Genomic DNA, 14,329 nt, shown 5'->3' on the forward strand with positions numbered 1-14,329 from the left:
TCGGGAGGCCTCGACCCCTATCCGGCGACCGACGCGCCGACCCCAACTACACCCTGGATCCTGAAGAGCCCGTTTTGCCGACCCCTCGGCTCCCTACGTACACGCGTGGCCGAGCAATGAATGCTTTTTCGTCCGCTACATGCTGCATCTGAACGCGTAGTCGAACCATGTGTGTTTCTCGCCCGGGAAGGAATGCGGTGACCTCGCCAGGGGTGTACGGGGAGCGCTGCATGGATACTCCTTTATAAAAACCGCTGAACTATAAAGAAGTATATAGAGGCTTCTGGCCAACGTGCCCGGTCAGTACAGCTGGGATGCCGGGCCCGGGTTCTGCAGCTGCTTCTTGAAACCGACGTGGGACGAGCGGTAGCCCAGACGCTCGTAGAAACGGTGGGCATCAGGCCGCGAGGTGTCGGTGGTCAGCTGCAGCAGTGAACAGCCCGAGTCGAGCGCAACGGTCTCCGCCCAGGCGAACATTCGTTCCCCCAGCCCCTGACCGCGAAGGGTGGAGGACACCCGAACGGACTCTATCTGCAGGCGGCGTGTGCCCCTGCGAGACAGGCCCGGGATCACCGTGAGCTGCATGGTGCCCACCACATCGCCCGCGTCGTTCCGGACGGCGGTCAGGAACTGGTGCGGATCGGCGGCGATCTCCTGGAAGGCGCGCTCGTAGGCACCCATGTCCCCGCCTTCCCGAGTGCTCCCCAGCGGATCGTCCGCCAGCAGGCGCACGATTGCGGGGAGGTCCTCCGGACGTACCCGGATGGGGCGGTACCGGGACCCGTCCAACAGTGTCCAGGTGGTGTCCGTCACATGGATCGTCACGCCACGTCCTGGTCTGCCCCGCTGTCCGCCACCGGCCACCGCTTGGCCACCAGCGTCAGGACGTCGTAGGTGGCCACGATCTCGTCCTTCTGGTTGGTCAGGCGGGCATCCCAGGCGACTTCGCCGTACTCGTCCGTGACGCGCGGGGTGATCTTCTTGGCGGTCAGGGTGACCCGGATGGCGTCGTCATACGTCACGGGGGTGATGAACCGCAGGTTCTCCAGCCCGTAGTTGGCGAGTACTGGCCCGGGGGCGGGCTCCACGAAGAGCCCCGCGGCCCACGAGACCAGCAGGTAGCCGTGGGCCACCCGCCGGGGGAAGAACGGGTTGGCCATGGCGGCTTCCTCGTCCGTGTGGGCGTAGAACGTGTCCCCGGTCTTCTCCGCGAACTCCAGGATGTCCTCGAGTGAGACCGTGCGCAGGTCCGAGACGAACTGGTCCCCGATCCGCAGGGTCTGCAGCGACTTCCGGAAGGGGTGCTCCCCGGTGCCGCTCTCCACGTCCTCGCGGGTCACGGTGTTGGCGGTCGCGCCCCAGTGCCACTTGCCAGTGATCCCGGTCAGCAGGTCCGGGGAGCCCTGGACGGCGGTGCGCTGCATGTAGTGCTTGACCCCGCGCACGCCACCGAGTTCCTCCCCACCACCGGCGCGGCCGGGGCCGCCGTGGACCAGGTGGGGAACGGGGGAGCCGTGACCGGTGGAGGTTTTAGCGTCGTCGCGATCCAGGAAAAGCACGCGACCGTGGTACGCACCGATTCCGGAGGCGAACTGCGCCGCGAGCTCGGGGGAGTGAGTGCACACAGTCGCCACGAGCGAGCCGCCGCCCAGCGCGGCGATCTCCACGGCGTCCGCGATGTCCCCCGAGTAGCCCAGCACCGAGGTGACTGGGCCGAACGCCTCGAGCTCGTGGACGGCGGGGGTGCGGGCGTCGTCGAACGAGAGCACCGTGACGGGGAAGAAGGCGCCCTGGTCCGGCAGGGACGCGAGTTCCTCGGGACCGCCGAGTTCCACGGTGGCGCCGGCGTCGATCAGGGTGCGCACGGAGCGCAGCACCTCGAAGTGCTGGTCGTCGGACGCGAGCGGGCCCACCGTGGTGGCGGAATCGCGCGGGTCGCCGACGACGGCGCGCTGCGCCACCCGCTCCCGCAGCGCGCCGATCACGGCGGGCTTGAGCGACTGCGGAACGATGACCCGGCGGATTGCGGTGCACTTCTGCCCGGCCTTGGCGGTGATCTCCAGGACCACGGACTTCACGAACGCCTCGAACTCGGGGGAGTCCTCGGTGACGTCTGGGGCCATGATCGCGGCGTTGAGCGAATCGGTCTCCGCCGTGAAACGCACGCCCTTCTCCTGCGCGTTGGTGTGGGCGCGCAGCAACTGGGCGGTGGCGGCCGAGCCGGTGAAGGCCACGTGGTCGCGGGCGTCCAGGTGGTCCAGCAGATCGCGCGCGGCGCCGGAGATCAGCTGCAGGGAACCCTCCGGCAGTAGACCCGAGGCCAGCATGAGGCGCACGCACGCCTCCGTCACGTACCCGGTGGGGGTCGCGGGCTTCACGATGGTGGGCACGCCCGCGATGAACGCCGGCGCGAACTTCTCCAGCATGCCCCACACGGGGAAGTTGAACGCATTGATCTGCACGGCCACCCCGGGCACGCGGGTGTAGACGTGCTCACCCAGGAACGAACCGTCCCGCGAAAGCTGTTCCACCGCGCCGTCCACGATCACGTTGGCGTTGGGCAGTTCGCGCCGTCCCTTGGACGAGAACGTGAAGAGGGTCCCGATCCCACCGTCGATGTCGATCAGGTGGTCCTTGGCCGTGGCCCCGGTCGCGTAGGAGATCTCGTACAGCTCCTCCTTGTGCTCGCCCAGGTATTGCGCGAGCTGCTTGAGGATCAGGGCGCGGTCGTGGATGCGCAGTTGCCCCAGTGCGGCCTGGCCCACGGTGCGTCCGTGGTCCACGGCGCCCGCGGTGTCGATCCCCTCCGTGCTCACCCGGGCCACGAGCTCCCCGGTGGTGGCATTGCGCACGTCCGCGATCTTCTGCGGGTCCTCCGGCCGCCACCACTTCCCGGCGACGAAGCTGGGCAGGATCTGCGGTTCCTGGGTCTCGGATGCCTGGGTCTGGGTGTTCACGCGGGGTCCTCCGGACTGTCGCGGCCATCAGCCGAACGATCGGTCAGTATATGGTCCAGGATAACCTAGGTCACACAAGGGCACCATGGTCACCACGCTCCGCCGTCGGCGTTCGACGCCGCTCTGGGCACCGCTCGGCGCGGCCCACCGGCGCGGCGTGGGGCCTGATCACCGAGGAGTCAGCATGCACGAGGATCCCACCCGCGCGGACGTCCGCGCCGAGAACGCACGAGTCGCGTCCCCCGCCGAGGAGTTCGGTGAGGCGTACGAGCCATGGACCATCGAGTTGGGTGAACTGGACGAGAAGATGGGCGTGGTGGTGGAGGAGCAGTCCGCCGAGCGCGTGGTGGCGACCATGCCCGTGGAGGGCAACCGCCAGTCCCTGGGGCTGCTGCACGGCGGCGCGTCCGTGGCGCTCGGGGAGATGCTGGGCTCGTGGGCCGCGGTGATCCACGGCTCCACCATGGGCAAGGTGGCCGTGGGCGTGGACATCAACGCGACCCACCACGCCTCCGCTACAAGCGGCCGGGTGCGCGGCGTGGCCACGGCGATCCACCTGGGGCGCAGCGTTACGAACCACGAGGTGGTCATCACCCACATCGACACCGGCAAGCGCCTGTGCACCGTGCGGATCACCAATTACCTCAAGCCCGCGAAGCGCTCCTGAGCATTCGTCCGACGAGGCCGCGGTGCCCGTCCCTCGGGAAGGGCACCGCGGCGTCGTCGTCCGCTGAGCCGCTCCGGCACCGCGGAGGGAGCGCGGAACCGCTCCGGCGCCGCAGGGAATACACGGAACCGCCCCGGCACCGCATGGGAACGGTGTCGGGGCGGTTCGTGGTCCGCGGGAGGGCTGAGGAGTCCCCTCTCATGCCGCGCGGACAGGGTGGACGCGGAGACCGGATGCCCGGAGTTCTTTGGCCTCAGTGACCGTGCTCCGGTCTCCGCGGGTCTTCAGGGCGCCGGGTTCAGAACTGGGCGCTCTCGGTGGAGCCCGTGAGGGCGATCGTGGAGGAGTTGGGGTTGACCACCTGGGAGACCAGGTCGAAGTACCCGGTACCCACCTCGCGCTGGTGCTTGGTGGCGGTGTAACCGCGCTCCTCGGCGGCGAACTCGCGCTCCTGCAGTTCCACGTACGAGGTCATCTGGTTGCGGGCGTAGCCGTGGGCCAGATCGAACATCGAGTAGTTCAGCGCGTGGAAACCAGCCAGGGTGATGAACTGGAAGCGGTAGCCCATGGCGGAGAGTTCGCGCTGGAACTTGGCGATGGTCTCGTCGTCCAGGTGCTTCTTCCAGTTGAAGGACGGCGAGCAGTTGTACGCGAGCATCTGGTCCGGGAAGTCCTCATGCACGGCATCCGCGAACTGGCGGGCCAGCTTGAGATCCGGCGTGCCGGTCTCCATCCAGATCAGGTCCGAGTAGGGGGCGTACGCCTTGGCGCGGGCGATGCAGGGCTCCACACCGTTGCGGACCTTGTAGAAGCCCTCCGGGGTGCGCTCGCCGGTGATGAACTCGGCGTCCTGCTCGTCGATGTCCGAGGTGATCAGGGTGGCCGCCTCGGCATCCGTGCGGGCGATGATGATGCTGGGGACGTCCTCCACGTCCGCCGCGAGGCGGGCCGCGTTGAGGGTGCGGATGTGCTGCTGGGTGGGGATCAGCACCTTGCCGCCCAGGTGACCGCACTTCTTCTCGGAGGCCAACTGGTCCTCCCAGTGCACACCGGCCGCACCGGCGTCGATCATGGACTTCATGAGCTCGAAGGCGTTGAGCGGTCCGCCGAAGCCGGCCTCCGCGTCCGCGACGATCGGCGCCATCCAGTTCTCCACGGTGTGGACGTCCTCGGCGTGCTCGATCTGGTCCGCACGCTTGAGCGCGTTGTTGATCCGGCGCACCACCTGGGGAACCGAGTTCGCAGGGTAGAGAGACTGGTCCGGGTAGGTCTGGCCCGCGAGGTTCGCGTCACCGGCGACCTGCCAACCGGAGAGGTAGATCGCCTTGAGTCCGGCCTTGACCTGCTGGACGGCCTGGTTACCGGTCAGAGCGCCCAGAGCATTGATGTAATCCTCCGAGTTGAGCAGGTACCAGAGCCGTTCCGCACCGCGGCGGGCGTTGGTGTGCTCTTCTCGAAAGGAACCCTGCAGACGCAGGACCTCCTCGGGGGCGTAGTCACGGGTCACGCCGGCCCAGCGGGGGTTCTCCTCCCAGTCCCGGGCGAGTTCCTCGGCGCTGCGGAGGTTGCTGTTCTCGTTGCTCATCTCGTTCTCCTTTGATCGTTCGAGCCGGCGGCCTCGGTGGGAGCTCCGCACGGGTAACTTGATGTGTTCCACTTTTGCCGCGATCTGCACTCCCGCATAGAGGCTTTTAGGATGAAGAATTGGTTTTCTTCACGTTTGAGAAAAATCTGCCTAAACTCGGACTATGACCCCGGACACAGGACCCCGCAGGCGCCGTCGCACCGGCGACGGCGCTCCCCCTCGCCCCGCCGCACCGCGGAGCGCTCATGGCTCGGAACCCGCGCGCGCTGCGCGGTCGCGGGACACGGAGCCCGCCCGGACGGCAACACCGCGGCGCACGGACCCCGCGTCCGGCACGCGGGTCCCCGCGCGCTCGTCGTCCGACGTGCCACCCGAGGAGTCCGGGGACCCGACCGATCCGATCGTGCTGGGGCGGCGGATCCGCTACCGCCGCAAGCGACTGCGGATCACGCTCGAGGAGCTCGCGCGCACCGTGGGCATGGCGGCGTCGGCGCTGTCGCTGATCGAGAACGGCAAGCGCGAACCCAAGCTCAGCGCGCTGTCCGCCATCGCTGCCGCGCTGGACATGAGCGTGGAGCAACTGCTGGGGACCAAGGCGCCGTCGCGCCGCATGGAACTGGAGATCCAGGTGGAGCGCGTGCAGCGCGGACCCATGTACGCGTCCCTCGGGTTGCCCACGGTGCGGGTGGGGCCGGGCACGAGTACCGAGACCCTCGAGGCGCTCGCGGCACTGCAGCGGCAACTCGCCCAGCGGCTCGAGGAACAAGCGGCCACGCCCGAGGAGGCCCGGCGCGCCAACACGCAATTGCGAGCACGCATGCGGGGGATCGACAACTACTTCGAACGCATCGAGACCATGGCCGCGGACCTGCTCGCCGCGATCCGCCACACGGGCGGACCGCTGTCCGAGCACCACATCTCGCGGCTCGTGGAGCACGTGGGATTCGAGATCCACCAGGTCCCGGACCTGCCGCACTCCACGCGCTCGGTCACGGACCTGCGCAACCGCCGGTTCTACCTGCCGGCCACCGCCGGGGCGGGCTCGCCGTGGTCGGTGTTGTTGCAGGCCGTGGGGCATCACTTGCTTGAACACCACCGCCCGGCGGACTACGGCGAGTTCCTGGAACAGCGCGTGGAGACGAATTACTTCGCGGCGGCCCTGATGATCCCGGAGGCCTCCGCGGTGGACCTGCTGGGCCGCGCCAAGTCCCAGCGGGAGTTGTCCGTGGACGACCTACGGGACGCGTTCGCGGTGTCCCACGAGACCGCGGCACACCGGATGACCAACTTGATGACCCACCACTTCGGCATCCCCACCCACTTCGAGAAGGTGCACTCCTCCGGGATCATCCACAAGGCCTGGCAGAACGACGGGTTGCAGTTGCCCACCGACCACAGCGGCGCGGTGGAGGGGCAGAGGGCCTGCCGGTTCTTCTCCGCGCGGCAGGCGTTCTCGGGGACCAACCGGTTGCTGTCCCACTTCCAGTACACCGACACCCCGCACGGCACGTTCTGGTGCTCGGCCCGCGTGGAGGGATCCGAGAACGGGGAATTCTCCATCTCTTTCGGTGTGCCGTACGAGCACGTCAAGTGGTTCCGGGGCCGCGCCACCACGGTGCGCCACACCTCCACCTGCCCCGACCCCGCGTGCTGCCAACAGCCCGCCCCGGCGCTCGCCGAGCAGTGGGACGGCCAGTCCTGGCCCTCCGCCCGCCCCGCGTCCCACATGCTCGCCGCCATGCCCGCCGGTGCGTTCCCCGGGGTGGACGAGACCGAGGTCTACCGCTTCCTGCAGCGACACGCCCCCGTTGCCTCATCCGGCGACCTCACGTAACCTCCATCACGTTCCCGCCGATGACGCCGCGCCACCCCTACGCGCCCGGACCGTCCGTGTCCGGACGCCGCGTGCCCGGGCCCCGAGCGTCGTCGGCGATCCGTAGGCATGAAAGGTGACCCATGAGCTTCGCGACCGCCGACCTGTACGACGAACACGGCGAGGACCTGCAGTCCGTGACCACCCAGTTCATCTCGGTGGGTGGTGTCCACCGGTTCACCGGACCCATCCGCACGGTGCGCTGCTTCGAGTCCAACGTGGACGTCAAGAAGCTCGTGGCCACCCCCGGTGAGGGCGCGGTGCTCGTGGTGGACGGGCAGGGATCCATGAACCGCGCGCTGCTCGGGGACAACGTGGCCCGCACCGCCATGGAGAACGGGTGGGCCGGGCTGATCATCAACGCCCCCGTGCGGGACCGCGTGGAACTGGGCACCCTGGACATCGGCATCAAGGCGCTGGGCACGAATCCCCGCAAGTCCGAACCCAACGACTCCGGGGAAGTGGACGTGATCGTCACCTTCGGCGGCGTGACCTTCCGCCCGGGCAGGACCCTGTGGGCGGACGAGGACGGGGTCCTGGTGGAGCGCTGAACCCGCCACCTCCGCTGGACGGATATACGACGGCGACTTCCGCACCCGCGGGGGTCGCCGTCGTCGTTCCGGTGGGGGCCGGGTGTTGTGATTACTTCTGGGCCACGAACTCCTGGCCATCCGTCAGGTACACGTTGCCGTACTTGTCCACGGTGGAGTTGGTGCGCAGATCCCACTCCTGAACTCCCAGCACGGGAGCGGGGCCGGAGGAGACCACCGTGGTGCCCTCCCTGGGCGGTACGTACCCCACGGCCTGACCGTTCTGGTACACGGCGTAGCTGGCCTGCTTGTCCGCGGGGACACTGCCGGGTTCCACGACACGTTCGTAGCTCACGATCTCCATGGCGCCGAAGACGGGGTGGTGCACCGGGATCGCTGCGGTCTTGTCGCACGGCCCCGCGCAGGGGTCCGCGACGGCCGGCAGGGACGGCGCCGTAGCGGTGGCTGACGCGGCCGGGGTGCTGCCCGCACCCGCGGTGTTCGCAGCGGTGACCGGGCCGGGGGTGGGGAACAACCCCGCGGCGTCGTGGAACCCCAAGTCAGAAGGGGTTCGACGCGCGGAACAGCCGATGCGCACCCGACCCGCCACGAGTACGGCCGTGCACGCGCTCAGGAGTAGTCGTAGAACCCCTTGCCGGATTTACGGCCCAGTTCGCCGCGCTCGACCATGTCCCGCATGAGCTGGGGCGGGGCGAAGCGGGGGCCGAGCGTGGATTCGAGGTACTCCGCGATCCCCAGGCGCACATCCAGACCCACGATGTCGGTGAGGGCGAGGGGACCCACGGGGTGCTTGTAGCCCAGGACCATGGCGTTGTCGATGTCCTCCGCGGACGCCACACCCTCCTCGACCATGCGAATGGCCTCGAGGCCCAGGGCCAGCCCGAGCCGGGAGGACGCGAAGCCGGGGGCGTCGTTCACGGTGGCCGGCGTCTTGCCGATGCCCGCGACCCACTGCAGGGTCAGCTCTTTCAGCTCCTGACGGGTCTTGCGCCCGATCACGATCTCCACGAGCGTGGAGGCCGGGACAGGGTTGAAGAAGTGCATGCCGCAGAACCGCTCGGGGCGCTGGAGCTCATCGGCGAGCCCGTCCACGGAGAGCGAGGACGTGTTGGTGGCCAGCCACGCCGTCTCGGACAGGTTCTTCTCGACCCGCTGGAGGGAGGAGACCTTGAGGTCCCAGGTCTCGGGAACGGCCTCGATCACGAGCTCGCAGTCCGCGAAGTCCGCGTAGTCCACGCTCACGGAGAAGTTCTGGGTCCACGTGTCTAGGTTGCCGTCGATCTTCCCGCGCTCGAGGGACTTGACGAGGTCCGATTCCACCCGCTCCTTGGCGCTCTCCGCGGCCAGCCCGTCCACCTCCACCACGGTCACGCGCGCTCCGGAGATCAGGAACGCGTGGGCGATCCCCGCGCCCATGCGCCCGCCTCCCAGGACTCCCACGCGGGACGGGACGGTTGCGGTGGCGTTCTCGGTCATGTCTTGGGCTCCTTCTTGCGGTCCAGGAACGCTTGCATACGGTCGAATTTGGCCTGCGACTCGAACAGGATGGCCTGTGCGAGCTCGTCCACGTGGGGGTGCGCCTCGCGCGGCATGGCGAACACGCGCTTGGACACGCGCACGGCCAGCGGGTCCTGCGCGGCGATGCGATCGGCCAGGGCGTCCGCCGCGGCCAGCAGCTCGTCTGGTTCGTGGATCTCGGTGATCAGGTGGGCCTCCAGGGCCTCCTGCGCGGAGAGGGTCCGACCGGCCAGCAGGATGTCCTTGGCGAGTGACTCACCGGCCAGTTCCCGCAGTCGCCACAGGGCCCCCGCGGCGGCGATGATGCCCAGGCCGGTCTCGGGTTGGCCCACCGTGACCCGCGGCGTGCCGATCCGGAAGTCCGCGGCCCACGCGAGTTCCGCGCCCCCGCCCAGCGCGTAGCCGTCCAGGGCCGCGATCACGGGCATGGGTAGCTTGGCGATCCGGTCGAACAGCTGCGAGTTCACGCCGCGCAGGGCGTCCTCACGACGCCGCTCGCGCAGTTGCGCGATGTCCGCACCGGAGGCGAAGATCCCCTTCCCGTTCACGTGCGTGCCGCTCAGGATCATGATCCGGGGATCGCGTTCCAGACGGGTGCACACAGCGTGCAACTCGTCCACCATGACCTCGTCGATGGCGTTACGCACCGCGGGGCGGTCCAGCGCCACGTGCATGCGGTCCGGGGTGTCGGTGATGCGCAGGGCCGTGAACTGCGCGGCCCACTCGGGGGTGTCGTGCTGCGTCATGGCTGGATCACACCCGCTCCACGAGCAGTGCTGCACCCTGGCCCACGCCGATGCACATGGTGGCCAGGCCCTTGGCGGTCTGCTCCCGCTCCATCCGGCCTAGCAGGGTGATGACGATGCGCGAGCCCGAGGAACCCAGGGGGTGGCCCAGGGCGATCGCCCCGCCGTCCCGGTTCACGATCTCCGGGTCCAGGCCGAGCCGGCGGATCGATGCGAGCGACTGGGTCGCGAACGCCTCGTTGATCTCCACGGAGCCCAGATCGCCCGCGTTCCAACCGGCGCGCTCCAGGACCTTCTCGGATGCGGGCACCGGGCCCAGGCCCATGATCTCGGGGGCGAGACCGGCGGAAGCACCGTCCACGACGCGGCCTCGGGCGTTGAGCCCGTACTTGGTCACGGCCCGTTCGCTGGCCACGATCACGGCGGACGCGCCGTCGTTGAGCGAGGACGAGTTACCGGCCGTGACCACGGACCCGCCCTTGACCACGGGGCGCAGCTTGGCGAGCACCTCCGGGGTGGAGCCCTCGCGGGGGCCCTCGTCCGTGTCCACGACCGTGACCGCACCCTTGCGGCCGTGGACCTCCACGGGCACGATCTCGGCGTCGAAATGACCGGCGCGGATCGCGGCCAGGGCCTTCTCGTGCGACTGCGCGGCGAAGGCGTCCGCGTCCTCGCGGGAGATTCCGTCCACCCGGGCGACCTCCTCGGCCGTCTCGGGCATCGAGTAGGTGGCCTTGCCGTCCCGCGAGAGCGGGCCCTCCACGAACGCGGGGTTCACGAACCGCCACCCGATCGAGGTATCGAAGACCTCCCCGGGCTTGGCGAACGCCGTACGGGGCTTCTCCATGACCCACGGCGCGCGGGACATGGATTCCACGCCACCGGCCACCACGATGTCCGCGGCCCCGGACTTGATCATCTGGGACGCGATCGTGATCGCGGACATCCCCGACGCGCACAGCCGGTTGACCGTAATCCCGGGGACCGTGTCCGGGTACCCGTTGAGCAGCCACGCCATCCGGGCCACGTTGCGGTTCTCCTCACCGGCGCCGTTGGCGTTGCCCAGGATCACCTCGTCCACGAGCGCGGGATCGATGTCGGCGTCCTCCACGACGGAACGGATGCACAGTGCGGCTATGTCGTCCGGGCGCACCGAGGACAGGGCACCGCCGTAACGACCCACGGGGGTTCGCGCCCCTCCGACGAGGAAGGCTTGGGGCATCGAGGACATGGCAACTCCTAAGTGGGGCAATAACTGACCGAGCGTTCACTGCAAAGGTTCCCCGATCATGTGAGCCACGTCAATCGATGACGGTCACGCGGGGAAGAGCGCGACGGGCCCGGCAACCGTATGGCTGCCGGGCCCGCCGTGCGCCGTCGTGACCTCCGACGAATCAGAGGCCGGGACGGTTGGTTCGTGTGTCGGGGATCAGTGGCGGCGGATGCGCGCCGGAGCGGTGGTCTCGGGCTCACCGGCCACCGGGGGAACGATCTCGTGCGGGTGCGCCCGGACGTACTCCTGGTGCACCTCCGCGACGTGCAGGTCCTTGCCCTGGTCCGACTTCTTGACGAAGGAGACCGCGATGAAGGACACGAGCGAGATCAGGGAGATGTACAGGCCGATGGTCCACGCGGCGCCGGTGCGGTTGAGCAGCAGCTGGGCGATCATGGGGGCGAACGCGCCACCGATGATCGACCCCAGGGCGTAACCGATCGAGACACCGGAGTAGCGGACGCGGGCCGGGAACATCTCGGCGTACATGGCGGACTGCGGACCGTAGGACGGACCCAGACCGATCGTCAGGATGAAGATCGCGGCCGCGAACAGGGGCAGGGACGCCGTGTTGAGCATCCACCACATGGGGATGGCCCACAGGATGATGATGCCGTAGCCGATCTGGAACGTGAGCTTGCGCCCGATCTTGTCCGAGATCCACCCGCCGAACATCGTGAAGATGAGCCACCCGACGCCGCCCACGAGCGTGGCGATCAGCGTCTCGGGGCGGGACATCCCCAGGGCCTTGGTGCCGTAGGACGCGAAGAACGCGATGACCAGGTAGCCTGCGGCGTTGTTCGCGGCGAAGATCAGCGCGGCCAGGATGACCTGCGGGGAGTTGGTCCGGAACAGCTGGCCCAGGGGAGCGGAGGACTCCTTGGCGCGCTGGCGCATCTCCAGGAACACGGGGGACTCGTCCACGGAGCGGCGGATCAGCCAGCCCACGAAGATCAGCACGATGGAGAACAGGAACGGAACGCGCCAGCCCCAGGCCTCGAACTGCTCGGGGGTCAGGATGGTGCTCAGACCGAACATGAACAGGGTGGCCATCAGTACGCCCAGGGGCACACCGATCTGGGGGTAGGCGCCGAAGAAGCCGCGCTTGTTCGCGGGCGCGTGCTCCACGGACATCAGGGCCGCACCACCCCACTCACCACCGGCGGAGAAGCCCTGCAGGATACGCAGGACCAGCAGGATGATGGGGGCCGCGATACCGATCTGCTCGTACGTGGGCAGCAGGCCGATCAGCGTGGTGGCCGCGCCCATCCCGAAGAGGGTCATGACCAGGGTGATCTTGCGCCCGTACTTGTCACCGATGTGACCGGCCACGATCGCACCCAGGGGACGGAAGAGGAAGCTGATGCCCAGGGACGCCCAGGCGACGATCTGTCCCAGCGTGGCGTTCTGCTCGCCCGCCGGGTTGAAGAAGTGGGTGGCCAGGATGAAGGCGGCCGCCTGCGCATAGATGAAGAAGTCGTACCACTCGATGGTGGTGCCCACGAGGGTGCCCGCAAGGACCTTGCGTTCTTCTCGGGTCATGGTGTGCGCCGGCTGAGCGGGCGCTGAGGTGGTGGATGCCATGTGGGTCTCCAGGATCGGCGGACGCGGGGTCCGTGGGGTGCCAGTGGCGGAGTGGATCAGGGGAATAACCGACCGATTGGTCTCGAAATAAGTGTACGAAATAATGTGAAGTGCGCCACACGTTTCGTGTATTAAATCGTATATTTTTCCCGGGCCGTTCACCCGGGCGGGCAGCATGTCGGCCGTTGTGACGCGTTCATGACACGGCAACGCCCCCTCCCGCCGTGCCGCACCGTGGAAGGTGCGGGCGCAGCGGAAGGGGGCGGGCGGCGTCGTCGTCCGGGAAGATCGGGGAACCGGAACGGTCAGCGACGCGGTGAGACTAAAAGCTGCAGGACCAGCCGCGCGGCCTGATTAGAACAGGCGCTCGGACGCGATCCGCGCACCCTCCACGAGGGACTCGAGCTTGGCCAGCGCGATCTGCGGGTGCAACCGCCCGCCCAGACCGCAGTCCGTGGAGGCGATCACGTTCTCCTTGCCCACCACGGACGCGTACTGCTCGATCCGGTCCGCCACGAGCTCGGGGTGCTCCACCACGTTGGTCGAGTGAGAGACGAAACCGGGGTAGACCACCTTGCCCTCGGGCAGCTGGTGGTCCTTCCAGACCTTCCACTCGTGGCCGTGGCGCGGGCTGGACGCCTCGAAGCTGTAGCCCTGCGCGCGGATGGTGAGCATGAGGTCCACGAGGTACTTGAACTCGAGGTCCGTGGTGTGCGGGCCGTGCCACGAACCCCAGCACAGGTGGAAGCGGATCTGCTCCTCGGGGAGGTCGCGCAGTGCGTAGTTCAGCGCGTCCACGCGGAGCTGGGTGAAGGCCAGGTAGTCCTCCACGGTGGGCTCGGGGTTGATCTGGTCCCAGGACTCCGCGATCGAGGGGTCGTCGATCTGCACGGTCAACCCGGCGTCCGTGATGGCCTTGTACTCCTCGCGCATCGCGTCCGCGCACGCGTAGACCAGTTCCTCGTCGCTCGCGTAGTACTCGTTCTTCACGCGCGCGCACGAGCCGGGGGACAGCGCTGCCACGAACCCCTGCGTGGCCCCGGTCTCGGCCATGGCCTCCTTAATCCGGCGGATGTCACCGGCCACGGCTTCCTGACCCGTGTAGGTCAGCGGGCCCGTGATCTTCGGCTGGGACACGCTTGCGCGGTGGGCCAGGACCCCGGCCGTGGGATCCTCGTAGGCCTCCCGGAACTTGGAGCGGTCGCGGCGGTCCGGGAAGCTCGTGAGCACGATGTTGCCTGGCGACGAGCGCAGCGTCTCCGCCGTCTGCCAGCGGTCCTCGTCCGTGGGGGTCAGCCCGCCCAGGCGGTGGAACGAGTAGTTCCACCAGGCCCCGTAATCCACGGCGCCGGACGTGGTGTGGCCGTACTCGCCGTCATTGACGATGTCCAGGCCGATCTCCCGCTGCTTGCGCACGACGTCGATCACCCCGGCGTCCAGCGCCTCACCCAACTGCGCCAGGTCGATCTCCCCGGCCTGGAAGCGGTTGTTGGCCTCGAGCAACTGCGGCGTGCGGGGGAGGGACCCCACGTGGGTGGTCTGGATGCGATCGGTGTTCAAGGGCATGGCTGTGCT

Annotated in this window: 12 protein-coding genes; 3 read left to right on the forward strand and 9 right to left on the reverse strand. The window is 68.4% G+C overall.

Annotated features, from left to right (window positions below; all coding sequences use genetic code 11):
- Positions 1-300: 300 nt before the first annotated feature.
- Positions 301-825, reverse strand: a complete 525-nt coding sequence (locus RF637_RS10150; RefSeq protein WP_368844764.1) for a GNAT family N-acetyltransferase — start codon at positions 823-825, stop codon at positions 301-303.
- Positions 822-2,957: a phenylacetic acid degradation bifunctional protein PaaZ gene (gene paaZ, locus RF637_RS10155; RefSeq protein ID WP_368844765.1), complete on the reverse strand. Its 2,136-nt coding sequence runs from the start codon at positions 2,955-2,957 to the stop codon at positions 822-824. The genes RF637_RS10150 and paaZ overlap by 4 nt, the downstream gene beginning before the upstream one ends.
- A gap of 184 nt (positions 2,958-3,141) precedes the next feature.
- Between paaZ and RF637_RS10160 the strand changes: the two genes are divergently transcribed.
- Positions 3,142-3,624, forward strand: coding sequence for a hotdog fold thioesterase (locus RF637_RS10160; RefSeq protein ID WP_144997051.1), 483 nt, complete (start codon positions 3,142-3,144; stop codon positions 3,622-3,624).
- A gap of 298 nt (positions 3,625-3,922) precedes the next feature.
- Here RF637_RS10160 and aceA read toward each other — a convergent pair whose 3' ends face one another.
- Entirely contained in the window at positions 3,923-5,209 is a 1,287-nt protein-coding gene (gene aceA, locus RF637_RS10165) for an isocitrate lyase (RefSeq protein ID WP_064846502.1), read from the reverse strand.
- A 163-nt stretch (positions 5,210-5,372) separates the two neighbouring features.
- On the opposite strand from aceA, the gene RF637_RS10170 reads away from it, so the two are divergent.
- A complete protein-coding gene (locus tag RF637_RS10170) occupies positions 5,373-7,043 on the forward strand; it encodes an XRE family transcriptional regulator (RefSeq protein ID WP_260849411.1) in 1,671 nt (556 codons plus the stop codon).
- A 122-nt stretch (positions 7,044-7,165) separates the two neighbouring features.
- Complete coding sequence (gene rraA / locus RF637_RS10175; RefSeq protein ID WP_064846504.1) at positions 7,166-7,633, forward strand: ribonuclease E activity regulator RraA; 468 nt, start codon at positions 7,166-7,168, stop codon at positions 7,631-7,633.
- A 91-nt stretch (positions 7,634-7,724) separates the two neighbouring features.
- Here rraA and RF637_RS10180 read toward each other — a convergent pair whose 3' ends face one another.
- From RF637_RS10180 to RF637_RS10205, 6 genes are all read right to left on the reverse strand, one after another.
- Positions 7,725-8,171 carry a hypothetical protein gene (locus tag RF637_RS10180; protein WP_368835926.1) on the reverse strand — a complete coding sequence of 149 codons (447 nt, stop codon included), beginning with the start codon at positions 8,169-8,171 and terminating at the stop codon, positions 7,725-7,727.
- A 71-nt stretch (positions 8,172-8,242) separates the two neighbouring features.
- Positions 8,243-9,109 (reverse strand): 3-hydroxyacyl-CoA dehydrogenase family protein, encoded by an 867-nt coding sequence (locus RF637_RS10185; protein ID WP_368844766.1) that lies wholly within the window; start codon positions 9,107-9,109, stop codon positions 8,243-8,245.
- A complete protein-coding gene (locus tag RF637_RS10190; RefSeq protein WP_193519082.1) occupies positions 9,106-9,897 on the reverse strand; it encodes an enoyl-CoA hydratase/isomerase family protein in 792 nt (263 codons plus the stop codon). The genes RF637_RS10185 and RF637_RS10190 overlap by 4 nt, the downstream gene beginning before the upstream one ends.
- Before the next feature lie 7 nt (positions 9,898-9,904).
- Positions 9,905-11,128, reverse strand: coding sequence for a thiolase family protein (locus RF637_RS10195; protein ID WP_144997059.1), 1,224 nt, complete (start codon positions 11,126-11,128; stop codon positions 9,905-9,907).
- A gap of 198 nt (positions 11,129-11,326) precedes the next feature.
- Entirely contained in the window at positions 11,327-12,754 is a 1,428-nt protein-coding gene (locus tag RF637_RS10200) for an MFS transporter (RefSeq protein WP_368844767.1), read from the reverse strand.
- A 354-nt stretch (positions 12,755-13,108) separates the two neighbouring features.
- Positions 13,109-14,320: a cobalamin-independent methionine synthase II family protein gene (locus tag RF637_RS10205; protein ID WP_144997063.1), complete on the reverse strand. Its 1,212-nt coding sequence runs from the start codon at positions 14,318-14,320 to the stop codon at positions 13,109-13,111.
- Positions 14,321-14,329 lie beyond the last annotated feature (9 nt).

It is taken from the genome of Kocuria sp. CPCC 204721, from assembly GCF_040980945.1.
In the GTDB taxonomy this organism is placed as follows: Bacteria; Actinomycetota; Actinomycetes; order Actinomycetales; family Micrococcaceae; genus Kocuria; species Kocuria marina.